Source organism: Bradyrhizobium barranii subsp. apii (genome assembly GCF_011516635.5).
Classification (GTDB): Bacteria; Pseudomonadota; Alphaproteobacteria; order Rhizobiales; family Xanthobacteraceae; genus Bradyrhizobium; species Bradyrhizobium barranii.
The window spans coordinates 4702809-4726766 of the sequence record NZ_CP096255.1; the positions used below are offsets into that span (position 1 = coordinate 4702809).

Sequence of the window (23958 nt, forward strand, 5' to 3'; positions counted from 1 at the left end):
AGTTGCTCGCTTCATTGCCGATTGCCGAAGGAGACGATCAGAAGCTGAAGGCTGGTCAGATCCCCGGAAAGGTCGGCGCAGGGCGCCCTCACATTTTTGACGGCCTGGTCGAGCTGTTTCTTCAGATCGTCAAGGACGGGCCGCAGGTCATCAGGGAATAGTTGACCAAGTTGGCCTGCCTTGACGGTGAGAACGTTCAGATCGTCTGCGAGGCGGCTGAACGTTTGCGGATCCGGAATGGCCGTCGGCTGTCGCGGTATTGACGCGACAATCAGGTCCGTAAGGGACGTGGCCGCGGCGTCGCACCTGTTCTGAAACTTGGCGCCGATATCTGCGATGGGCCTGAGCCGCCGTATTGCATCCGAAACCGGTACGCCCAGTTGAAAAAAATCCCGCAACTTCGCGATGTCGGTTATCTTCAGCCCGGTCAGGCCTTGCGTGTATTTGCCAATGCCGCTTTCGGCAAGGAAAACGCGAGCCTCCGAAACCAGAAGGTCATTGGCAGCGGTCTTCGCGTCCGGGAACTGTTCCAGTGCCTTGGCCTGCAGGTCGGCCAGTTGCGAGCTTATCTTGCCTGATGCATTGAAGCGAACGCGATCGGCGACGTGTCTCGCAAATGCGTTGGTATCGAAGAAGGTGTCTCCCTGGTTCCAGACGTCGTCATAGGCCAGGGCCTCGTCGATCGACGTATTGAGCACATCGGTGAGAGCAGCCAGGATTGTCGGGGTAAGCGACCCGGCATTTGCGGGCGGAGGTATCGTGAGGACCGCGGATTTTAGCGGTTTGAGGATCTTGTCGACGATATAGTTGCGCAAACGGACGCGCACTGAATCGGTAAAATCGTCGACTATTGCCTGCAACTTCTTGACGGCGTCGTCGAACTTGCCCTTCGCCTCGTCGATCTTGCCATTGAGCCAATTCTTCGCTGCCTCGCGCAGCGGAGTGATGGGATCGCGGAGCGCTCGCTCGATGGCGTTCACGAAGCTCCGGCCGGCGGTGTATACGGCGGTATAGGTGCTGATCGTGTCGCCGGGATCGTCCGAAGGCGGCGGCGCGTCGATGGCGGCCTGGACGCTCTGGCTCAATGCGTTGTAGGCACGGACCACGTCAGGATAGACGCTAGCGACTTTAACCGGCTCCCCACCGAGATCAATTGGATTGTTCATCGGCTGGTTAAGTGAACTGAGCGCCTGCTGCAGCGGCTCGAGTACGCGCTCCCTGATGAATGCGTCCGCATCGCCCGCAAGCCCGCCGCCGTAGTCGACCAGCTCCTTGAGGACCGGGACACGGCCGCCGGCCAGTGTGATGATCGCCTCGATCAGGTCGGCGAGCTTGATCAGCCCAAGCAACGTCGCGTTGTCACCGAAGAACGATTTGGCGAGATCCTTCTTGTTCTTGATGCTGTTCAGTTGGGCGGTGATCGCGGCAGGCTGATCGGGATTGGGATCCCCTGGCGCGACCGCTGCGGCGGGAGCCTGGCCTCTATCTTGCGGGATAGCACTGATCGGTCCGGCCTGGCGCGACAGGGCGTAGACGGTCATTTCCGGGCGGGAAACCCCGCCGCCCTTGTCTCCGCCTTGTCCGAATGTCAGTTCGCGCTTATCGATCAGGGAGAGGAAAATTTCTTTCGGATTGGCGGCGTCTGCATTCTTTGCTGGCGCAGTAGGAATGGCGCCCGCGTCAGCGGGCGATTCATTGTCTTTTTCCGGAAAGCCGTAAAGAGCATAGCTCGGATCGTAGGCAATGCGAGTTGGCGGTAGCGGATGGCCGACGAGCCGCTCGATCTGACCGATCTTGACCGTAGCGAAACGCATTGCAGGGTAAAATGGAGGCTGATCGGCACCCTGCATAAATGGGTTGCTGACAAAGTTTGCGTTGGCAACGCTCGCGGCTTGAAACGGCTGATACTTCGATGCATCAGGCTTAGGCCCGTCCGCGGCGCGGCCTTCTGCACCGAACACCAGCGACTGGGTTTCGAATTGCGTGTCGCCCGCCTTGCTCTCGGGTGCATAGGTCAGCTTGGCGCCCGCGAACCCGGCCTGGGTCAGGGCCGGGAGGAAGGTGGCGCTCGCCCCCAACCTGTTGTAGTGCTGGCACACCTGCCGGACCGCATCCTCGTTATTCGCTGCGGCGTTGTCGACGAAGATCAGCGGCAGGCGCGTCGGGATATTGCCGTCGACCAGAAGATCGAACTTAACCTCGCCGCCAAGGCGTTTGCTGGTGCGGGGCCAGAAGGCCGTGCCGCGTGCGCCACTCCCAAGATCAATGCGGCCATTTGAATAAATTCCGTTATCGTCAGTTCCACTCGTGACGTCGTAAGGATCGACGATATCGGGAGTTTGCGTGGTGACGACCGTGAGCGCCTGGAATGGCACGCGGCGGCCCTCGTCGGGTTGCTGGAAGGCCGGAAAATTCTTCGTCGGGTTGCCAATCCGAAGGAACATACGCTGGCGAAGAACCGCCACTGGGCCATTGCGGCCGTCAACTTTCTGGAAGCGTCTTTCGGTGATCTTGATCAGCGTGCAATGCAAGCCGATCGGGAAGAGGTATCCCTTGTAAACCACTTCGGCGCTGATATCGCGGCCGAGCACGATATTGTGGCGCCAGCGCTCGATCGACAGCGCATTATAATAGTCCTCTCCCTTGCCGGTGAGAATCGAAGCCGGCGGGTCGAAGCTGGCGTTGAGCCGCAGGTAACCGCCAAGGGAGGTGAGCGCGAGTTCGAGTCCCTTCGGATCGAGCACCTTGGGAAGATAGACGTCATTGAGACTCGGCAGCAGTTTTCTTTTTTCTTCGACGACCCCTTCCCAGTTCGGCGTCGAGACCTGAAATCCTTCGGGCGGTTCGGCCTGATCCTTGCCGAGTCGAACGACGTTGTTCTGCGTATCCGTGCCCACCTTGCCGATCACCGGCAATCCGTGCAAGGACGATAGTGTTACCAGTTCGTGTCGATCGAACGCATCGAGAGAAGTGCGGAAGCGCGGCGCCTCGACGATATCGGGCGGAATGGGGTTGTCGGACGTTTCCCGGCCCATCGCCCACGGCGCGTAAGGTCCGCGCATGGGTGGCCGGTTGGCCCGGCTCGGACAGGGGAGAACAAGGCAGCCGTGGCCCTGGCCGACTGTACCTGGCACGAAGGCCTCGGGACGGAAGTCCGGCGACCAGATGGCGCGCAAAGCCGAATTGGGTTGGACGTCGAAGGCCGCCCGCCAGAGTGGCTCTACGACCGTCGTGGATTTGCCGGCGTCCTTGCTGTTGGACAAAAGCCACGACGGAACCTCGCGCCGAGTACGGAAACGCCCATCCTGAGCTGGCGACAGGAAAAGGCGGAACGGCATTTCGATCGCCGTCTCAAACGGGCCGGGCGGAGCCGCGGCGGATGCCGCCACCTCCGCGAGCCGCTGCTCGGCAGTGACGGTTGCCTGCGACCAGTTGCGCGGGCTGATACTCCCGTTCTTGCTTTTGCTACGGTCTGCCCAGCCGCCACGGCTAAATCCCATATGCACGAGCTGTGTCGCCAGGTCGTGATCTTCTTGAATGTCCCATCGCGGCCGGCGCGAGCCGTCCGCATAGGCCTTGAGGAGCTTCTGCGCTCGGCGGATCACCACCAGTTCGTGTCGCGACCAGTTGGTCAATTCGCTGACGGTAAACTCGATCCGTCCGCCCTGATCTCCGGTCTCGAAGTCGTCCGTGTTGATGCGGAACGCCAGCCGCGAGGGCCCCGACAGCCGGGCGCGCGACGTCGGGGTCGGATCTTCATCCCCGCTCAGGCCCATGTCATCCTGGATTTGGTCTATGAGCTTCTTGACGAACGCCTTGAACTTCGTGAGAGACTCCGTCTTGGCAGCGACCGTCGCATCGGGAGGGTTCTGGTTCGCACCAGCCTCGATCTTTTTCCGAAATTTCTCGACTGCATCGCGCAACGGCGTGCGGCCGGAGAAGCTCTCGAGCAATTTGTCGACCTCTGGGTCACCGAGCTTGGGTACTCCCCCCTGTTGAAGCTTGTCGGAATATGCCTTCTGCAGCGCGACGAAGAAGGGATCTCGGGTCTGCTGCAGGTTGCTTACGATCTTGGCGACCTGAGCGTCGTTCTGCTTCTGCTTCTTCGGGTCATTCTGGCTGGGGTTCAGTTCCTCTTGATGCTGTGATGCAGCCAGGCGCTCCGGCGCGCTGACCGGATCGTCGGGCAAGCTGTCGAACAACTCGGCTTTCGCGGTGATTAGTGCGTCGGCAGCAATCTCTGCCACGCGGCGCGCCTCGGGGTCGAGAAATTCGTCCCCGACATATGACTGCTGCTCGCGTGGGAGGCTTTTTTTGACCTTTTCGAACTCGGTCCGAAACCGCTTGAAATCGTCAACATCCTTTCCGGACCCATGCTCAATCGCCTCAAGCAACTCCTTGCGCAACCCGATGCGCTTCTTTGCTTTGGCATCTAACTTCACGCTGTCAGGTATCGGCTTCGCGCGCGGGTTCTGCGACAGATAGAGCGAACGCAGCTTGTCGAATTTCTTGGCCAGCGTCGGATCGTTCTGAAGGAGCGAAGCGGGATAGCGCGGCGGCGCCGGTCTCTCGATGCGCTGCTCGAAGAACGCCTCTTCGGCCACGTGCTGAGAAGGGAACTCCACGACCATCATGGGGCGCGGATCAAATGGCGCAGCGCTCATGTCCGGATCGGCTAGATTGCCGCTGACGTCGCGCGGAGAAGTGTCGAACGACGTCTGCCGGGCAAGGCCTCGTGGGACGAGATACGCCTTGCCGCCGCCGTCCTGGACAAGATCGAGACCGGCAAAGGTATACTTCAGGCACACGAGGTCACGCCAACGGCGCAACTGCAAAGCGCCGTTGTCGAGCGGCAGCACATAAGGGCCTGCATAAGTGTCCGTTGCCGGCAGCGCATTGAGCGAGGTTCCCAGGGATACTCGACCGATGCCCTGACGGGTATTCGCGCTGTCATTGAGTCCGAAAAGCCGGAATAGCACCTCGCATCCTTGCGGGAATCCGAGATCTACACGGTATGCGTGATCGTTGTCCGGCAGTTTGGGAGGCTTGCTCAGGGCGACCCCCACGCTATTCACACGGGCGGTGGCCTCGAAGGCTTTGATGACACGGTCGGTCACGGTCAGCCGTACCGGTTGTCGTTTTTCGTATTGTGAACTCTTCGCCTCGTCGTTTTCCTGCTCGGAGAGCTCGCTCGCGTTCCTCCGGCGTACGCGCTTGTCTTCCGGTCGCTCGACTTCGAAGGGCCCGAACGCCGTCAAAAGCGAAACGTTGTGGCTGCTGAGTTGAAAATCGGCGTCTAGACAAAGGGATTCATCGGGGGCGCCCGAGAAAGTCATTGTGCCCAAGTCGAGGCGGAAAGGTCCTTCCTGGCGCGCTGCCTTTTTGGCGCGACTGGTGTGGACCGAGAGCTCACCGCCTCCGACTGGCAGGGTCGTTTCGATCGCGACCGGCAGGAAAGTATTGTCGGGAGATTTGATGCCGCGTGGATACCCGGAACGATCCCGCCGAACCAGCTGAACGAGCCTCTTGTTATCGACTTCGAGACGCCGAAGGACGAGGCTGCTGGCCTCCCCATTGGTCAACTTCTTTTCGCCCAACACCACAGAGGATCCGTTGGGCCGGAAGGCCGTCAATTGCGCGACCGTTCTCGGTGGCGTTGGCTTTGGCGAATTGCTTGTTGTCGTTATAGGCGCTGGCGTTTTGTCAGGCGTCAGCGGTGAGTTGTTGTTCGCCGCGGGCTGGTTCGCGGTTGTGGCCGCGGCCGCGCCTTGCGCTTGATTGCCTGTGTCCTTCTCGAGCGCCGAATGGGCCCGCCACATATCGACCCACATGGATGAGCCCACGACTGCTCGTCCAAACTCGCTGTCGCCGAGCTTGGCAGCTTGATCGGCCACCACCGCAAAAGCGCTCGTATGTGTTGTCGTGGGGCTGACGGCGCGAAACCGCCATATAAAACGACGATCCTGTTCGGTCGGCCGCACCAGCAAGAGGTTGATCTTTCCGCTGCGCGGCAGTCGCAGGCGTGTTGAAAATACCGTGTTGAGCAATGCGGGCGCTAGCTGGGCATCGATATCGATTGGCGCGGCGGAACGCCATTGTTTCAACTTGATCTGTGCTAGCGGCCGCTCTCCCGGCGACAGTAAATCGCGCGCCACAATAGCCACGCGGGGATCTGCCTTGTCTTCGGTATGGATGAACCTGAAAATCAGACTGAAATATTTGGGAAGCTTCGTATCAGGACGCGCGATCTCAAGCCCGGAAAAGACGACCTGCAGGTCGTAAGCATCTGTCCCATGAATCTTCGATGGCAAAGGCTGGATGGCTGCCTTGGCATTTTCACTGAAGGAGACTTCGGGAAGGAAACACCAGCGCAGATCCGACTCTTCCGGATCCCTGTCATCGAAAGAAACGGCAACGATGCTTCGCCCATCCACGCGCGGATCGGGCGCGCGGTAAATCAACCATCGATAGGTTGGCTTGGTCGCGGCGAAGGCTCCCGTCGCATAGGCTCCCGCGACTGAGCCGGCGCCGACCAGGAAGCTGCGTCGCGTGAGCGACGCCATATCTTGCTCGACAAGACCGGACTGCGCGGATCCCTTGGTCTCTGGCAACGAGTCTCGATCGGACCTTCCGTCCTCCATTCTCGCCCCCTCTGCTCGCTCGGCAAGCTTACATGAGGGCGAGGCGCCAACCGTTGGTTGATCGTTCGGCCGCAAAGTTATCCACAATTTTGAGTTGATCAACCTGTGGCTTTGGTCGATCAACTCTTCCCGACCGCACGTTTCGTTCTAAGATAACTGTTATTTGGCTTCGCTGCCCGGGCCTATCTCGTTCAGGTCGCGCCATTGAACAGGTGTTCCCCGGCACTAATGCGCACGGCCGATCGGACCGGAGCGCGAAAGGCTGGAAGGTCCATGCTCCGCCAGATCCGCAGTTTCTCGGGAAGCACAAAGGCATCACCCAATGTCGCTCGCGCGCTGCGACTCGTTGCTGCGAATGCTGCCGCCCTCGCGCTGCTGGCCAGTTCCGCGTTGGCAGGTGACAATTACAAACTGCTTGATTGGAATTGGAAATTTCAAAAGTACCCGATGGCGTCTTCATTTGAGTACTGCAGCATAAACGCACCGCGCGATCCGACTGACGCAGCGAAGCCGTGGTCGAAAGTGTTGGACACCATCCGCACCGCAGCGGACAAATGGAGGTACTCGAAGAAAGACGCGAAGAAAGAATCTACGATATTTCAGTTCAGGTTTACCAGCGAGGATTGCCCACAATGCCCGGGTCTGAACTACATCGAGTTTGGGACTCTCAACGACCCTAAAAAGCCGGCCGAAACATCGTATCCAAACGTATCCGGGACCGCCAAGATGAAGAAATGTGCGGTCCGCTTCAACAGCGCGATGTCATGGCACGTGACCAACGATGAGCCCAAGCCAACTGAATACGATCTGCTGAGTGTCGCTCTTCATGAATTTGGCCACTGCGTGGGTCTCGATGATTTGCCCGATGGTTTTGCGGTCATGAGTGTCGGTTTGAAGCCTGGTGAGAAGCGTCGCGATTTGCAGTCGGGTGATATTGCGGGGCGAAACAAGATATACGGCGACCCGTAATTTGATGATTGCTTTGCTGTAAGACAGTATCAGACAACCGATCAACGGCGAATCGAGAGAGCCGATTCAAATAGGCTTTGAGATAATAGATAGAACAGGAGAAAGTTCGCGGAAAGAGTTCGATTAAGCGCTTTGCGCGCTCCGATTTCGATCGACTGGCGAAGCGAGAGAAGCCAAATGCGATATCGAAGTTCGAAGTGATGCGAGCGTTATTGCAATGCTCCCTTCTTGGGGAGGACATAAATCTGCGGGAGCTGACGCTCCTTGTTGTCTTAGATAATAGTTGTTCAATCCACGTGTGCACGATCGGTGGGGAGGATGGCACGCAACGTGTTGACGGAACGTAATTCGTTTAACTGCAGTGGGAAAAATCGAATGACAAAGTTTGGATCTGTTTTGCTCACGATGCTAATTGCATGTGGTGCTATGTTCATTTCATTTCGTGAAGCCCGAAGTGAATTAAGCTGCGCATTTTCTGACAAGCAATCGACTGCGACTATCAAGAACAACAATAATTTTCAGAAGACTTGTGCTTTCGAGTGTGACTTCACGACGGAAGGGGACGAACACCTAAATAAAGGTGCGGCGGGCCTAAATCCCGGTGAGAGCTTTTCCCAAAAAGCTACTTCAAAGGCAAAGATCACTTCTGTAAAATCGAAAACAACTGATTGCGAGAAGTAACTAAAATAAGGTCCGAACTCTAATGTGCGGCTCGGTGGGGTAGGCCAGGCACAGTCGCCTTGCCTGACCCCGGCACCGGGCCCTTTCTGCAAAGCGAAAATCGACCGGCCGACTCAGGTGGTCTAGCGAAAATCCGCAATGCCGCCGAGCGTCTCAAAACGCGGCTGGTATACTTGCCAGACGACACTGGTACGTCCCTCACTGCGAACGAACGTACGAATGTGTGGACAAACGTGCGTTCGTTCGCGTGGAATGCGAATTTTGCGAATTTTTCTAACAAAAAGTCGCGTTCGCACCTTCAGGCACCGGTCCGCTTAAGCCAGTCAAGCTCGGTTTCCTCGACCAACCAGAGATAGTCCACGCCTTCGATCTCGCGTGAGCAAATCAACAGCCGCTCCCGCGCATCCCTCATGGCGCGGTTGAAGGCGCTGCGCTTGACGGCATCTCTGGCCCGCTGATCTTCATTATCGGCCGGATAGCTGGCGATGAACTCAGTCCGTACTTGTTCGAGGGTTACAGCGTGGACTTTCGGTCCGTCGTTGCCGTATGGGAAAAGGTCCCGGCAGCGCTCGATGACCACAGTTTCCATGGCGCTGCGGAAAATCCGCAAGGTCTTGGTCCAGCTCCCCTTACCGCTGGTGTTCTTGCCGGTGTCGTCGCGCTCTGGCTTCCATTCGATGGCACAGGTGGTTTCGCCGTCGCCGAGATCGACCTCAACTAGGTTGAACGGAAATTCGACACCAGACTTGCCGTTGCGCAATTTCCTGACTTTCATCCTCGTGTTGCTGATGCTACCGCCGACGTCACGGTCAGCCAGCATCGCCAGCACCAGGTCACTGGCGTCTTCCTTGTTGCTGGAGCCCTTGGTACCAACTTCGATATTCTTGCCGAAGTGATCGACGACCAGCACGAACGCGCCGGTCTTCTGGCTGAGACCTCGCAGCCCGTTCATGACCTGCTGGGTTTCGGCGGCGCTGTTGGCATCCTGGAAATCGACCGAGGCCATCATGGTATCAATGATGATGCAAACCAACGGTACGCCGAATTTCTCAAGCATTTGATTGTGAACGGTCCGCGCGATGGTAAGCAGCTGTTCAGATCCGGCCTTGGTATTGAACCGGACCGACTCCTCGATCCATACCAGCGGCAGATGGTTGAGGTCGGCCTCGATCGGGTTGCCCGCAGCTGATGCAACAAACGCAGCGGCGCGAATCTTGTGCTCGACGCCTTTGAGCCGGGTGCGAACTTCGTCGCCACCTTCAGCTGCGACAAATAGCACGCCACCGGGGCGGGCAATCTCGCGGCCGGCGAACGGCATGCCCGATGCAATCGATGCGCTGAGATCGAAGGCAGCGAACGTTTTGCAAGCGCCCCATTGACCGGACATCAGGCCGATTCCCTTTCCCGGGATCAGTTTCTCGGCTAGCCAGGAATGTGGCGGTCGGGTGTCAGGGTCGCCGTGCCAGAAGAGATCGACAGTCGGCGCCGGAGTGTTCGAAGGAACAGGTGCTGTCTCGTCAGTGAGATCTGGGTGGGGCTTCAGTTGCCCGCCGCCTAGGCCGGACACCAACGTGGCACGCGTGGCAGCTTCGCCGTCGTCGGCAACCAGCCGGCACGCGACGGCCGCCGCAAACAGCCGGCTTTCAACGTCGTCTCGGTTGATCCAACCGCGCGCGCACATCGTGCCAAGCCGGAACGCCACGGCATTGAGCTTATCATTGCGGCCGGAATCCGGTGCCATGGCAGATAGCTCGGCGGTGCAGCCTTGCAGCGCAGCCAGTGCATATTTGCGTTGGCTGTTGCCATAGATCGAGTCGAATTCGTCGACGTTACCACCACCATGGTATGCATCGTCGCCATTAGTTTTGCGAGCAACGTCCTCGATCCAACCCTGCGCCCGCATGATCGCAGCGGCCTTCGCGACCACGTCTCGCGCTACCGCTTCGGTGAGCTCCGGTAGATCGGCACGGGCTACATCGCCGGGTTCGCCGCCATGCCAGGAATAGGGCTTGCCAGTGCCTGGATGGGTGCCCAACACCACAATTTGCTGGCCGCTACATAGGACCTCGACGCGATGCCGCTGCTTTATCGGCGAGGTGAAGACCGGCGTTGAAATCTTTCCGAACGGGATTTCGGTCCGAAATAGCGCGGCACGTTTCGGCGCCTCTCCGAAGCGTACCAAGCCGCGAGCGCCCATCATATCCCACAGCATCGTCTCAATCGCTTGTGCTACGTCGGGATCATATACGTCGATATCCACCGCCGGCGTGGTGCGCGTTAAAACCCCGGTATTAAAGGCCGCTGGATGTTGATGAAACCAGCCATCGATATCGTCTTCTTGCACGACAAGATTTTGCCAACCTCCAATCACCGGCTTCTTGCCCTCAGTTGGGATCGGCAAGTAGCCAGCACGTAGCAGACGCTTGCGTTGCGTCGTGGCGGCGTCCAGAATCTGCCAGCCTGCAAGCTGCATAGAATTCTCGAAGGGAATGGAGGGTCGTGTCGTCAGCACGACCCTGCCGGGTTCTAGAGATTGATCGAGTCATTCAGATCAGAAACGTTGGCCGGCTTAAGCGGGCGCACCCGCACGCCTTCTTTGCCAAGCCCAGTCATTTCGGCGTAGAGCTCGACATCCATGCCAATCCACTTGGAGTAGTCTTTGCCGAACGCTGCCGCCAGTTTTTGCGCGTTGGTCTTGTTCAAGACGAGCGGCTTTTCGACGCCGTCGAAGTAGGCGAGGTATTCGCGTTTGGTGCCGCCGTCCTTCTCCTTCAACTCTGCCAGAGCGACCTTGCCGATCCGGTGGTGCGGCGTTTCGCCGTGCAGGTCGGAGGCAGAGTAGTATTTGCTCCCGTATAGATCGTCGAAGTCGGATTCGTTTGACATGTTCAGTTACCTCTATGTCGGGTTCAGGGGGCTGACATTGCGACCACGCAGTGTACTCAATGGCGCGGTCGTATTCGCTTGCGCGAATTTCGGATTGCGGATCGTGATGGGTTCGGGTGGCCAATCGAACTGGCTGATCGTCCCCGCCAGAAAATCGGCGAACGTTTTCGGCAGCCATCCGCATGGCGGTCGCAGCCTGCGCAAAGTAGGCTTGCGACATGCGAGCCAGCGCCTTTCCTGACCGCGACAACCGTTTGGCCGCACGCGCAAACGGAACGTATGTGGTCCGTTCGTACGCGTAAGCCTATAAGCAGCGGTGCGTTGGTCATAAGTCACCTCGAAGCGGACGCCTAACTTCGGCTCGCGTTTCCTGTCGTTCCAGTGGCGTCTCAAATTGTGCGGTCGCGCAGGCCGGGCCGGCGTCCAGTGTTGGCGTCCACGAAATGCGGTCCCAGATGGACGGGCCCGCATGATGGCGATCCCACACGAACCAGGCGAAGGCCGTCGGGTTGCTAACCCTCGGACCGTCCCAATCGGCGCGGTGCATCATGGGCAATCTATTTCTGAAAACGTGAACGCGTGCGAGTTGGCCACCATCCAGAATCGAGTTGCGCCGCTTGCTTTCGTAAAACGTGAGGCGCAGCAACATGATCAAGCGCGGGCAGAGCTTCATCGCGTGTTCGACAAATTCGCCAGCTAGTTTGAAGGGCGGGTTGGTGACGATCGCTTCGACCGCGTTGCCGTCAGCCAGCTTGGGCAGCTCGCGCTCAAGCAGGAAATCCCTGCCACCATGATCCTGATCAAGTGAATCGTGGTATATCAAGTCAGTAGCGAGCACCTGATGGCCGGCTTCGCGCAGTACCCGGACGATCGCGCCGGGACCACAGGCCGGCTCCCACAAAATCTGCGGCAATTTCTCGGCTTTCAGCAGCGCGTGGGTGGCTACTGCCGGTGTCTCGTAAAGATCGTGGCCGCGCTCGTTCAGCGAATGCGCGATTTTCATGACGCGCTCCCGTAATTACTCGCGTCGATCTCCGCGATCTGGTCTAGCGCGGCGCCCAACGGGCTGGCCGCGGCGCCGCGGCCGTCTCGAAGAAGCGCTCCGCGCACGGTCGCGACCTCGGCGCCGTATTGCAGTGCGATGCTCGCGATGACGCCGCCGTCTCGCGCAATGGCGTCACTGTCCGTGTTGATCTTGCCGCCGCTCAGGAAAATTTCCGCTAGCCTGCCGTCTGGAAATCGGCTGGTCGTCGCGGTGTAGTTCATGTCCCGCCAACGAAACCCGAAGGTTTCGGAGGGGCGTCTGTTGAGCAACCGCCGCCGCTGGGTCATGGAGGCGACCTCCGTAGAGTAGAGGCCGGGTTGCGCAATCAGAAACCGCAGGTTATTTGGAGGGAGTTCGATTTCCTACCAAATGCTCGGCCGGTACCTGCTCACGCGGGACCGGCCGGTTTCATTTTTCAATTGCGAGTTGATGTTCTGTATTGCGCTCCGACAATTCCGCTTTCGCACGGAGTTCAGCTTGCCAACGGGCAATGACGCTTTCGAACCAGCCGATAGTTCCGGGCGTGGGCTCTACTGGTGCCGGAAATGTACCGGCCTTGACGCCACGCCAGCGCGTTGTGCGTGACAGCCCGGTGACGCGTTTAACTTCGGGCTCGCGCAGAATCCGGTCGAGGGGTTTTGTACTCATGAGGTCGCCTCAGGATGAAATTGAGTGCGACCCCCTGAATAAACCTGAAACAGATACGATCAAGAAACAAATAAAGCCGAAAATGTTGCGCGACACTTATGGCGTTTCATTGCTTAATTGAATCGGAGGGGATTCCGGTTTTTGGCGGATTGTGATTCAAGATGCTGACTGGATTGGAGGCCAGCATCGCTGACCCGACGCCAGGCTCTGGTACCTGCCGCCATACTGGCCCGATCTCAACCCGATCGAACAGGCCTTCTCCAAGATCAAACACTGGATGCGGCAAGCTCAGAAGCCGCACCATCGAGGACACTTGGCGCCACATCTGTCACCTCGTCCAGGACATCAAGCCTTGCGAATGCGCCAACTACTTCGCAAGCGCCGGCTATGCTTCAGTCAAACTGTGAAGCGCTCTAGCGCGCCTTTCGAGCTACTTTTTTCCCGTAACGAAGATGAGCCTGCCGCACAGCCGGAACTGTCCTTCCGGACGCGTCCGCCACTCTATGCCGTGCCTCACCCAGCGGCCACCCGAGCTCCACGCTTTGATCGATCAACGCAGCTACCTCCTTGGGCGTTAAACGGTCTGCAAATGGCACCACCTGCAGAGACCGCTCCAGCACGCGATACATCTCATAATCATAGCGTCCTTCAATCCAGTGTGGATTACTCGTCAACATAATGCACATTGCGCGCAGCCTTTGATCGCTGAGCTGCGGCCGGTCTCCGTGCAGAGCCCGCCACCGGTCGGCGGCCTCATTCCGCTGAGGGTTTTGGTCGATCACCAACTCCCACGGTGTCCCAGGCGGCACACCGAATAACATTACACCTCGCTTGGCCATCATCCTCTCCGTAGTGGTACTATTCGGCCGCCGATATGTGTGGCTGATCCGCTATCACTTTGCGCAGGTGTCGCTCCCACCCTTCAAGCGCGGTTCGCTTCTGCGGTAGCCGCTCGTACTGGTCATAGATTTCGTGGACGTCGCCGTAGGAATGGGCCAGCACGGCAAGCCGATCGTCACGGGGAATCCCAAGGCGTGCCAATCCGGTCGCGAGCGTGCGCCTGAGATCATGCGGCGTCGGCCGATCAGCCTTGAGGTTAGCTACCGTTTCGGCGTCGGCGCCGGCATCGTCGTCGAGCTCTTCAATGATGCGGCCCAGCGCCTGCGACAAACTGTGCCGCGCCAGTCGGGTGCGCTCAGCGAATTTGGAGGCGAAAACAAATTCTGGTTTGGCATCGGGGGCCGCGTCGCGCTGCCGCTCGAGCTCGGCCGCCACAATCTCGCGCGCGAGCGGGGGCAGGGGCACGACGTGGGCCCTGCGCGCCTTCATGCGGCCCGGGGGTAACTCCCAATGTGCGTTGCGGTCATTGGTGAGGTGGTCGAGTTCGCTTACGGCCATGCCGGCCACTTCGCCCGGACGCTGGCCGAGCAGCAGCAGGCACTTGAGCGCGGCGAGGATTCCCGGCGCGGCCTCCGCCTTTTCCAGCGCATGCCAGAGCACCCTGATCTCCTGGTCGCTCAGGGTCCGGGTTTTGCCCCTGCCTTCACGGTGGGGCTTCTTAACCCCCAACATCGGGTTATCGGCGAGCAGGGCGCTTTCGCAGGCCCAACCGAACAGCTTCACCAGTACCGAGCGCAACCGGTTGGCCGAGATCGGCGCAACGGCAACAACGTCGAACAGAAGGCGCGCCGCGTCCTGACTGGTGATCGAGGCGGCCTCGCGTTGGCCCCATATAGGGCGTGCGTTGGCGCGGAGATAGCCCTGGTCATTCTTCCACGACGCTTTCTGTCGCTTGGCGTAACGCTCGATGTAGAGATCGGCGAGCGCATCGAAGGTCAGCTTCTCCGGCGCGGCGCGCAGCGCCTCGCGTTCGGTGCGCTTCTCTTGCTGCGGATCCGCCCCCGTGCTGACCCGGTCCCGGACGCGCTCGGCGGCGGCGCGTGCCTCGACCAGGGAGAGGGCGGGATAGCGGCCCAGGGTAACGCGGCGGAAGGCGGTGCCACTATGGGGCCGGTAGCGGAACGTCCAGGACCGGACGCCGGACTTCATCACTCGAAAGCAGAGCCCTGAGGTCTTGCCGTCCCACAGCTCAAGGATGCCTTTCTTGGGTGGGGCGGCGCTACGGACGCGGGCGTCGGTGAGGGTCTCGACCGGCAAGTTTCGCTCCGTGGCTTCGGCTGGCTTAGTGCACTAGTCCGCCCAACTAGGGGTCGAGCCATCGGAGACTAGGAGCCCAGCGTGGGTTCATTGTGGGTTCAAATTTGTTGAACTGCCTGCAAATCCTTGAACCCACGGGAAACAACGCTAATTGATAAGTACTGGTTTTTCAAGGGCTTTGAAACGGAGGGAGACTAGCTGAAACCGGCTCGGGACTGTCTGGGAGACTAGGGGTCGGAGGTTCAAATCCTCTCGCTCCGACCATTTTTCTCAACTCATCTGTCGGGTGGATTAACCGTTGGCGTGGAGCCTGCTCCCGCGGCGTGACGCATGCGCGACGACCGGTAGCGGGCGGCTGCTTCTGGGGGCGGAAAATTAAAATGTCGAAAACAACCCCATGCACAGTAGCGAACCCATTGGCGAATTATGTTTTTCCGAATCGATTTGACGCGTCGGGCAAAACAGGAGCATGATGTCACCATGCCAGCCTGTGGGACGGGGGAATATTCACGACAGCTGCTTCAATGCATTGCGTCGCAGGGACTTGGGAGGCGCGACGTCCGGAGCGGAGTTGTCTTCTCCCCGCGCTATGATGTGTAACCTGTCCTGGCGGCAAGCAAGTAGCGTCCGCGCCGCGCGAGTTTCACGGTAGTCAACCTCCCGGTTGCGAAGGCGCTCGGCCTGGTGCTTCCAACGTCCGTTCTGAGCCGCGCAGACGAGGTGATTGAATGACATCTTGCTGATGAAGTTCACCAGACCTCATGTCTTGCGTCGGGGGGTGCTAGGATGGGTAGGTAGTCCGCTGCCCTTGGCGAGGTCGCGGACAGGTTTAAACGGTTTGGTAAGAATGGAGTCTTGATACTGGGACGGGCTTGGGGACTCACGGGGTCCCTTAGATGGAGCGTTCAGCGCGATCCAAACGAAAAGTAAGTCGAAAGCGCTGGGTTGTTTGTTACGGTAATTTTTCTATTGAATGTCGAGACGAAGATGGCGCGAAGAATTTGGCAGCCAAGCTCCGTAAGCGCCGATACCGTGTCACAGCCCGGACAGCCGATGGCGTCTCGCCTTCGTGGCGAGTAGAGCCAGACGAAATCGACGAGTGGATATCTTCACCCACGCGCCCTAGTCGTTCGCCGCGGGTTCGGCCTACGAAGAAACGATGATTTGCGAAACACTCGAGTTGGATCGCGGCTTCAGCACGTTGGTTTCGCCCGCGTCTAGTTCAACTTCGGACACACTCTAGCCCCGATTTGGCTGCTGGAATGCTGGCTCTCGCGACTCATCTGGAGTTGCAGCCAACTTGGGTCGAGATTGGTTCCGCAGGAGGAACGAGCGCTCCTGTAGCTATCCTGCGATCGGTCTTGCGTGTGATCCATCGCAAGGCCTGTGAAGGCCCCGGTCTTCCCCATTGGCTGGGGCCTTCCTTTTGCGCCAGATCACAAAAATATTGGCATCGCGGCGTCTGAGGAACGACTCTCCAAGGGAGAGATTGAAAAATCGGTCTGTGGCGAATCTGGACCTCCTCAAGGTCTCGCCATCCACCCGGAACGGCCCCACCGTCCGACGCGCGTTTGGCGATGGGCCGGTTTTCGTAGGTATTCACTCAACTCCCGCCGGCTCACAAAGTCGGCGGGGTTTTTGAGCTAGCCGTCTTGGCATCGGACTCCGAAGTTGTCGCAGGTGCGAGCGAAGGCATCTGTAGCATTTGCGTCTTCAAAGCAAAAAAGTGTGCCGACGTCGGCACGATCGATCCACCAGTCGACCTTGTTCGCCTTCGCAATGCGGGAAGCCTCTCCGCGCAGTAGGTCGAGCTGTCTTCCGGCGGCATGGACTATCAGGCAATTTTTCTTGGGCATATGTTTTGTCCTCAATAGGAAAGCTGAATTGATCGCCATCAAAAATGGAAAACTCATGGCCATGGGCTCGGCTCAATGCAGCCCGCAGATAAATCAACTGCTTAGCAGGATGCCCGCTCTCCCGCGTAGAGCGGGCATGAGGCGACGTTTTCGCAAACTACCTCAAATATCCCACCACCATCCGCGTTGTCTCGTCCACCAGCGTCCGCACCATCTTCTCCGAGAGCATCTCGGCCTGGTTCAGCACCGTGTTGTGCGCGACCGCCTCGATCGCACTGACGCAGATGAAGGTCGCCAGTCCCGGGTCGATCTTGCGCATCTCCTTGCGGCGGCTTTCGAGATAGGCGCGCACGAGGGTGTGGACCTCGCGGTTGAAGGCTTCGACGTCCTTGAGCTGGCCGGTGCGCGGGATCTGCTCGGCAAGCACCCGATGTAGTTTGGGATCGATACGGTGGGCTTCGATCGCGACGGTGACGAGGCGGCGCACGGCTTTGTCGATCGGCAGGTCGGCGACCTCGGTGAGGGCGGCACGGACGATGCCCATGATCTCCTCGTTGTGACGGTCGATCACGGCGGCGACGAGCGCCTCCTTGCTGGGAAAATACTGATAGAGCGAGCCGACGCTGACGCCGGCGATTTCGGCGATCCGGTTGGTGCTGGCTTTCTCAAAGCCTTCGCGGACCAGAATGCGAGCGGTTGCCTCGACCAGCGCGTCGACGGTGGCGCGCGATCGCGCTTGCAAGGCATTTTTCCGGGGTTTTGTCGGCGGTTTGCGCGCCATGGGCCTGCGATCCGAATGCGAGTAGGAAAAGCGAGCGAATGCTCGCATTATATCCGCATGTGGCGGCGGTCGACACAAGCCTTTTCGTCGCCCATACAGAGAGCCCGGTCTGGAGGAGACCTGACATGAGCGTTGCAAAGATCGCATCGGCCTTCCAGTTCTGTCCGGGCGGCCGGCTGTTGAGGATGCGGCCATCCGGCGATCCCGCGCCGAGCCTGCAGAGTCGTTGCTTCAACGCGCTGTTGCGGCAGCTTCCGTTCAAGAAGCACCTTGCCTCGGCCGAGGCCGTGCAGGCGCATGTGCAGAAACTCGCATTGCAGCCGGCCTCCTACGAGCCGACGGGTCTGGGCCGCGGCGTCGAGGTGACGTTGACCAAGATGGGCGGATGGCCGGTCTATTACACGGCGCCATCATCGGGCCATGAGGGCTGCAACCACGTCATGTTCCTGCGCGGCGGTGGCTTCATCAACGAGATCGTGCCGGCGCATTGGCGCTTCGTCGGCCAGATGACGCGCAAGGCGCGCGTCGTCTGCGTCGTGCCGATCTATCCGCTTGCGCCGCATGCCACCGCCAAGGATCTCGTGCCGGCGACGGCCGAACTGTTGCGGATGCTGCTGGAGGATGCCGGGCCCGCAAAGGTCACGGTGGTCGGCAATTCCGCCGGCGCGGGACTGGCGCTCGCTGCCTGCCAGTGGCTGCGCGACCGCGGGCATCGGCAGCCGGGCCGGCTGATGCTGATCTCGCCGGCGGCCGATGCATCGGTCAGCCGTCCGGAGCAGGTCGAGATCGCAGGCCGCGATCCGATCCAGGACATTCCGGGGATCATTGAGGCGGGGCGGCTCTATGCCGGCGAGCTCGATGTCGGCCATCCCTTCGTCAGCCCGCTCAACGGCGTCTTCCGTTCGCTCGCGCCGATGACAATCTTCTCGGGCACGCGCGATCTGCTCTATCCCGATAGCGTCGATCTCGCGGAGCGCGCGAGGGCGGCGGGCGTGCCGGTCGAGCTGCATCTGCTCCGTGACCAGCCGCACAATTTCGCGCTGATGCCGACGCCGGAAGGGCGACAGGCGCGTGCGATCATTCTGCGTGCAGTGGCTTAAAGGGAAGGCGTGATCGTCGTCACAGGGGCGCGCCGCCGCAATGGGGTCTGGCGCTAGCGGTGCCCGCGCGGAGAGACCAGGCTACCTCCGGGGCGTTTCCTCATCCGTAGTCTTGCGGGGCCTTAGAGTCTGTCCGGAAAGATTACCTTGGATTGCATAGCTTTCGCAGCATGAGTCGGATGGAGGCCAGCTTGAGAAAGGCGAGCGCCCTGTGATTGAAGCATTCCCAATCTTTGGACAGTCTTCGGCATCGCCCGAGCCAGGCAAAGGTACGCTCGACGATCCAGCGTTTGGGCAAGACGACGAAACGGTGAGCCTGATCGGAGCGTTTGACGATTTCGAGGTTCACGCGCTTCAGAGCGCTACGCAGCCCCTTCTGGAAATGTGGCCCTTGATATCCGCCGTCGGCGTAGAGCTTCAGAAGAAAGGGATAGAGGCCGAACAACGTTGCCATCAGGAGCACGCCGCCGTCGCGATCCTGGATGTCCGCCGCATGCACGATGGCGTGCATCAAGAGGCCTTGCGTGTCGACGAGAATGTGCCGCTTCTTGCCCTTGATCTTCTTGCCCGCGTCGTAGCCATGGAGATCATGAGGCCCCCTTTTTCAGCGCTTTTCACGCTCTGGCTATCGATGATGGCGGCGGTGGGAGAAGCCTCGCGCTCGGCCCTTTCGCGACATTCGACATAGAGGGCGTGATGAATTTTATCGAGCGTGCCGTTCCAGCTCCACAGATCGAAGTAGCCATACAGCGTCGAGCGCGGCGGCAGGTCCTTGGGGATCGCGCGCCACTGGCAACCTGTGCTCAGGATGTACATCAGCCCGTTGGCAATCTCGCGCAGGTCCACCGTACGCTTGTTGCCGCCGCGCTTGGCCGGCGGGATGCGAGGCGCGATCAGCGCCCACTCCTCGTCGGTCAAGTCGCTCGGATAGCGCAGGCGGCTGCGGTCGTAGCGTGCACGGTTCTCGGTAGTCCACATTGGCGGCGCGTCCCCATCGAATCAGGCCGCTCACCTTGAATCACAACCGATTCATTCGACTCAACATGTTTTGGAACAGACACTTAGGCGTGGCCCTTGATCTCGTAGTGACCCGGCACGCATTTGTAGCGCTCGAGGCGCCAATTGGCGTGATAGATCGGATGCTCGCCCATCCATTTGGCAAGCGGGGCCTGTGCGCCGATCGCGCACTGCATCATCGACATCTCGGGCGTCATGTTGCTGTCGGTCACGATTTCCTCGATGCAACTGCCTGAGCTGGCTGCGCTCAGCCGGCAGAGCACGGCAACCACGGTCACGAACATTCCTGTCACCTCATCGGTAGTTTCAGACCACGAAGAGGATGCAAGCGGAGTGCCAGAGCCTGTGACACAAACAACACGCTGACCTGGCCGACTCGACCCAGCGTCCACCTCCATTTGGTGATTCGGATTGTAAAAAAATGCCCCTAAACCGAAGCCGGGCAAATACGGGGAATCCCCAAGGAAAAGGGCGAGGAAGGATCGCAGGAATGAGCGATTGTGGGGGCAGCGCCGCGTGAACCGCCCCTTCACAAGGCCTGCGCAGCCGATAGGCTCGAAAGCGGACGGATACTCGTCAAGAGAGCGGGACCGCCACAGGACCAAAGGAAACGCGAGGGCAGACCATGAAGGCACGACCGACCGGCGTGATCCCGCCGATGACGACGCCGTTCCGGAAGGACGGCGAGATCGACCTTGGGCTCGTGGCGGCCCAGGTCGACTGGATGATCGGCGCCGGCGCGCATGGCGTCGCGGCCGGCGGCTCGACCGGCGAGGGCCACACGCTGGATCACGAGGAATATCGCGACCTGATGGCCGCGACGGTCGAGGCGGTGAAGGGACGCATTCCCGTGATCGCCGGCATCATCGTGGACTCCACGCGCGATGCGATCCGCCGCGGCAAGCTCGTGCGCGACATGAATGTCGCAGCGCTCCAGGTCACGCCGGTGCATTATCTGTTCAAGCCCGATGACGAGGCGATGGTCGCGCACTTCCGCGCCATGGCTGACGAGACCGGCATGCCCATCATCATCTACAACGTGGTGCCGTGGTCCTATCTGTCGCCGGCACTGCTGGTGCGGATCATGACCGAGGTGCCGCTGGTGGTCGGCGTCAAGCAGAGCGCGGGCGATCTCAAGCTGTTCGCGGATCTCATGATGATGGCGCCGGACAAGCTGATCTACAGCGCGGTCGATGCCCTCATGTATTCGTCCTACACGCTCGGCGCCCATGGCTCGATCGCCGCGATCCTGACCGCGGCGCCGCATGCCTCCGTCGCGCTGTGGGATGCGGTGAAGGCGGGCGACCATCCGCGCGCGCTCGATCTGCACAAGAAGCTGTTGACGCTGTGGAACGCCGTTATCGCCGACAATCTGCCGGCCTGCACGCGTTACGCCCAGACGCTCCAGGGCTTGCCCAGGACCTATCCGCGCGCACCGATGCCGGAGGCCTCGCCGGCGCAGCAGGCCGCCACCCGCAAGGCGCTGGAGGCACTCGGCGCGTTGAACGGGGTGCGTGTCGAAGCGGCCGAATAGTCCGCCGGCCGAAATTATCGATGTCGAATGGCAGCGCCGATCCGCTTTTACCTGCGGATGCGGCGCTGCTACATTTTGCGCGCGCCGCGATGCGCGGCGCCAGCTGTGAAGAAACATACCGACAAGGGGAGGGACCGAAGTCCGATGAAGGATTTTGCAGGAAAGATCGCCGTCATCACCGGCGGCGGCACGGGGATGGGACGCGAGCTCGCACGGCAGCTCGTCGCGGAGGGCTGCAATGTCGCGATGTGCGACGTCTCCGAAGCCGCGATGGCCGAGACCAAACGGCTTTGCGAGGTCGAGAAGCTGCCGCAGGGCCTGCGGGTCACGACCCACGTCGCCGACGTCTCGATCGAGGACCATCTCAAGCGGTTTCGCGATGAGCTCGCCGAGCAGCAGAAGACCGACCGGATCCATCTCCTGTTCAACAATGCCGGCATCGGTGGCGGCGGCAGCCTGTTCACCAACACGCGCGAGCAGTGGGAGCGTACCTTCAACATCTGCTGGGGCGGCGTCTATCTCGGCGTGCGCACCTTCCTGCCGATGCTGGTGGCGGCGGACGAGGCCCACATCGTCAACACGGCGAGCGTCAACGGCTTCTGGGCCTCGATTGGCATGGGGCAGGCGCACACCGCCTACAGCTCGGCGAAGTTCGCGGTGAAAGGATTTACCGAAGCGCTGATCAACGACCTCCGTCTGCACGCGCCGCATGTCAAATGCTCGGTGGTGATGCCCGGCCATATCGGCACCTCGATCGTCTCCAATTCGCGCAAGGTGCAGAGCGCCGACGGGTCGGAGCGGCTCAATGCCGACGAGGTCGCGCTGACCCGCAAGCGCATGGTCGCGGCTGGCGTGCCGGATGCTGACAAGATGTCGGACGAGGACATCCAGGCTGCGTTCGCCGAACGCGCCCGCAGCTTCCTCGAGGACGCGCCGACGACGGCTGCGCAGGCCGCGAAGATCATCCTCGACGGGGTCAAGGCGGAGCGGTGGCGCATTCTTGTGGGCGAAGACGCAAAGCGCCTTGACGAACGCGTGCGCGCTACGCCGGAGCAGGCCTATGACCGCGCCTTCTATGAAAGCTTTACGCAGGAAGTTGGCTGGCGGCTCGGTTGATTCGGTTTGGCTGAGACTATCAACGAACGTCCGCGTATCTAGGTATGACGACCATCATGGCAAGAGGCGCGGACGTATTATTACACAGGTAATTTACATGTTACGCAGGTAACTTTACGTGCCACCTCTTGCCACTTTCCGACGCCTTATGACGATTTGGAATGTCACGCATGCGACATGCTCCATCGTTCAAGCAATGTTCAAGCGATGGTGATGTGAAACGGGTCTCATTCGGCGCACGGCAGCTTGGTTGGTGAACCAAAATAGTTTAGTCCATCAGGGGTAACGCCATCATAAAGCGTAGCTCCGATGATACCCGCATGCCTCTCCGACGACTGGATCCTCTGCCCGGAGAGAGAGGATATTTCCGCTGAATTCACGCGGCTCCTCACCGCGGCGCAGGAGGGTGGCGCCACCATCGCAGAATGCCTGATGATCGCGCGGCAGCTCAAGCAGGGCGGCGAGCAGTCCTGGCATCGCGAGTGGAAGCGGTTGGCGCAAGCCAACCGGCAGCGTGCCGAGGCGGCGTTCGCGGAAGGCCACATGGCGACCGCGCAGCGCAACTGGCTGCGCGCGATGAACTACTACGGCGCGGCCGCGATGCCGCTCGACCAGGCCGACGAGCGCCGCTGGGTCGCGGTGCTCGCCATGCAGGAATGTGCGCGCCGCTTCCTCACTGCGCGCGGTCCGGCTGGCGAAGTCGTCACGATTCCCTGGGCCGACGACGGACACGTTTTGCAAGGCTATTTCCTGCCTGCGTCCCCGGGCAGCAAGCGGGCTCCGACCGTGATCTGCATCGGCGAGCCCGGACACCGCAAGGAAGAATTCCTGTTCAAGCTCGCGCCGCATGCGCGCGAACGCGGATTGTCGATGCTCGCGCTGGACCTGCTCGGCGACCAGCGTGACGACTATACCGACACGCTCCTGCAGCGCCGCGACCTCGAGAGCTCGATTGCCAGCGTCATGGATTATCTGGAGACGCGCCGCGACGTCGATTTCGATCGCGTCGCCATCGTGGCCGACGGGTGGGGCTCTTCCTTCGTCGCGCGCGCGGTGTTGCAGGAGCCGAGGCTCGCCGCGGCCGTCTGCGACGGCGGTCTGTGGGACCTGCACGAACGATCCTTCTTCGCCAGCCGCTTTGCGATGAGCGACCTCAGCATCGTCCCGGTGCCGTCGGCGCCGTTGATGGCCTCGAGCGTCGACTGTCCGGTGCTGATCACACTCGGCGAGGACGGCTGGCTCAAGGCCGACCGGGCGCGCCAGATCGTGCAGAAGTCGCGACTCGGCAGCTCCGACATCGTGCTGAAGGTGTTCACCGCGCAGGAGACCGGCGCGGCGCAGGCCCACGCGGACAATCCCAGCCTTGCCAACGAATACATCTTCGACTGGCTCGAATCGCAACTGGGCGCCACGGGGCGGCGGATCTGAACGCCGCCTGCTGTCTTAAAGCGCGATGAGATTGGGATGAATCGTCATCGCGCTTTAGGTTGTTGCTTGGGCATGATCTCTTCGGAAAACCGCTTCGCA

The 23958-nt window shown here is 60.3% G+C and carries 17 protein-coding genes and 2 pseudogenes; 8 read left to right on the top strand and 11 right to left on the bottom strand.

The features are described 5' to 3' along the window. Positions 1-11: 11 nt before the first annotated feature. Complete coding sequence (locus tag HAP41_RS22330) at positions 12-6611, bottom strand: ester cyclase (protein ID WP_248577224.1); 6600 nt, start codon at positions 6609-6611, stop codon at positions 12-14. Positions 6612-6914: 303 nt separating this feature from the next. Here HAP41_RS22330 and HAP41_RS22335 point away from each other — a divergent pair, with 303 nt between their 5' ends. Together HAP41_RS22335 and HAP41_RS22340 are read left to right on the top strand one after the other, a co-directional pair. Then, on the top strand, positions 6915-7610 hold the full coding sequence (locus HAP41_RS22335; RefSeq protein WP_166097046.1) for a matrixin family metalloprotease: 696 nt from the start codon (positions 6915-6917) through the stop codon (positions 7608-7610). Positions 7611-7985: 375 nt separating this feature from the next. Beyond that, on the top strand, positions 7986-8291 hold the full coding sequence (locus tag HAP41_RS22340) for a hypothetical protein (protein ID WP_166097045.1): 306 nt from the start codon (positions 7986-7988) through the stop codon (positions 8289-8291). A gap of 298 nt (positions 8292-8589) precedes the next feature. On the opposite strand, the gene HAP41_RS22345 is transcribed toward HAP41_RS22340, so the two are convergent. After that, entirely contained in the window at positions 8590-10764 is a 2175-nt protein-coding gene (locus HAP41_RS22345; protein ID WP_166097044.1) for an AAA family ATPase, read from the bottom strand. A 53-nt stretch (positions 10765-10817) separates the two neighbouring features. After that, positions 10818-11177, bottom strand: coding sequence for a hypothetical protein (locus HAP41_RS22350; protein WP_166097043.1), 360 nt, complete (start codon positions 11175-11177; stop codon positions 10818-10820). Here HAP41_RS22350 and HAP41_RS22355 point away from each other — a divergent pair. Further along, complete coding sequence (locus HAP41_RS22355) at positions 11176-11418, top strand: hypothetical protein (protein WP_166097042.1); 243 nt, start codon at positions 11176-11178, stop codon at positions 11416-11418. The genes HAP41_RS22350 and HAP41_RS22355 overlap by 2 nt on opposite strands. A gap of 84 nt (positions 11419-11502) precedes the next feature. On the opposite strand, the gene HAP41_RS22360 is transcribed toward HAP41_RS22355, so the two are convergent. From HAP41_RS22360 to HAP41_RS22370, 3 genes are all read right to left on the bottom strand, one after another. Continuing rightward, a complete protein-coding gene (locus HAP41_RS22360) occupies positions 11503-12180 on the bottom strand; it encodes a malonyl-ACP O-methyltransferase BioC (protein ID WP_175618093.1) in 678 nt (225 codons plus the stop codon). Further along, positions 12177-12509 carry a hypothetical protein gene (locus HAP41_RS22365; protein ID WP_166097041.1) on the bottom strand — a complete coding sequence of 111 codons (333 nt, stop codon included), beginning with the start codon at positions 12507-12509 and terminating at the stop codon, positions 12177-12179. Before HAP41_RS22365 ends, HAP41_RS22360 begins: the two co-directional genes overlap by 4 nt. 121 nt (positions 12510-12630) lie before the next feature. After that, positions 12631-12870 (bottom strand): helix-turn-helix transcriptional regulator, encoded by a 240-nt coding sequence (locus tag HAP41_RS22370; protein WP_166097040.1) that lies wholly within the window; start codon positions 12868-12870, stop codon positions 12631-12633. A gap of 199 nt (positions 12871-13069) precedes the next feature. Between HAP41_RS22370 and HAP41_RS22375 the strand changes: the two are divergent. Beyond that, positions 13070-13277, top strand: a pseudogene (locus tag HAP41_RS22375) (transposase); the annotation flags it as partial. 451 nt (positions 13278-13728) lie between these two features. Here HAP41_RS22375 and HAP41_RS22380 read toward each other — a convergent pair. The 3 genes from HAP41_RS22380 to HAP41_RS22390 all read right to left on the bottom strand — a co-directional run bounded on the left by HAP41_RS22380 (position 13729) and on the right by HAP41_RS22390 (position 17625). After that, positions 13729-15027: a tyrosine-type recombinase/integrase gene (locus HAP41_RS22380; protein WP_166097039.1), complete on the bottom strand. Its 1299-nt coding sequence runs from the start codon at positions 15025-15027 to the stop codon at positions 13729-13731. A 1643-nt stretch (positions 15028-16670) separates the two neighbouring features. Beyond that, complete coding sequence (locus HAP41_RS22385; RefSeq protein ID WP_224517288.1) at positions 16671-16940, bottom strand: hypothetical protein; 270 nt, start codon at positions 16938-16940, stop codon at positions 16671-16673. A gap of 100 nt (positions 16941-17040) precedes the next feature. After that, positions 17041-17625: a TetR/AcrR family transcriptional regulator gene (locus HAP41_RS22390; RefSeq protein WP_223154007.1), complete on the bottom strand. Its 585-nt coding sequence runs from the start codon at positions 17623-17625 to the stop codon at positions 17041-17043. Positions 17626-17789: 164 nt separating this feature from the next. Between HAP41_RS22390 and HAP41_RS22395 the strand changes: the two genes are divergently transcribed. After that, positions 17790-18764: an alpha/beta hydrolase fold domain-containing protein gene (locus HAP41_RS22395; RefSeq protein WP_166097038.1), complete on the top strand. Its 975-nt coding sequence runs from the start codon at positions 17790-17792 to the stop codon at positions 18762-18764. 142 nt (positions 18765-18906) lie between these two features. Here HAP41_RS22395 and HAP41_RS22400 read toward each other — a convergent pair. Both HAP41_RS22400 and HAP41_RS22405 read right to left on the bottom strand, forming a co-directional pair. Further along, a pseudogene (locus HAP41_RS22400) lies at positions 18907-19742 on the bottom strand (IS5 family transposase). Between the two features lie 83 nt (positions 19743-19825). Continuing rightward, complete coding sequence (locus tag HAP41_RS22405; RefSeq protein ID WP_028152628.1) at positions 19826-20065, bottom strand: hypothetical protein; 240 nt, start codon at positions 20063-20065, stop codon at positions 19826-19828. A 341-nt stretch (positions 20066-20406) separates the two neighbouring features. Between HAP41_RS22405 and HAP41_RS22410 the strand changes: the two genes are divergently transcribed. From HAP41_RS22410 to HAP41_RS22420, 3 genes are all read left to right on the top strand, one after another. After that, positions 20407-21315: a dihydrodipicolinate synthase family protein gene (locus HAP41_RS22410; RefSeq protein WP_166097037.1), complete on the top strand. Its 909-nt coding sequence runs from the start codon at positions 20407-20409 to the stop codon at positions 21313-21315. 144 nt (positions 21316-21459) lie between these two features. After that, positions 21460-22431 carry an SDR family NAD(P)-dependent oxidoreductase gene (locus HAP41_RS22415; protein WP_028152626.1) on the top strand — a complete coding sequence of 324 codons (972 nt, stop codon included), beginning with the start codon at positions 21460-21462 and terminating at the stop codon, positions 22429-22431. Positions 22432-22740: 309 nt separating this feature from the next. Continuing rightward, positions 22741-23859 carry an alpha/beta hydrolase family protein gene (locus tag HAP41_RS22420; RefSeq protein ID WP_166097036.1) on the top strand — a complete coding sequence of 373 codons (1119 nt, stop codon included), beginning with the start codon at positions 22741-22743 and terminating at the stop codon, positions 23857-23859. Positions 23860-23958: the final 99 nt, after the last annotated feature.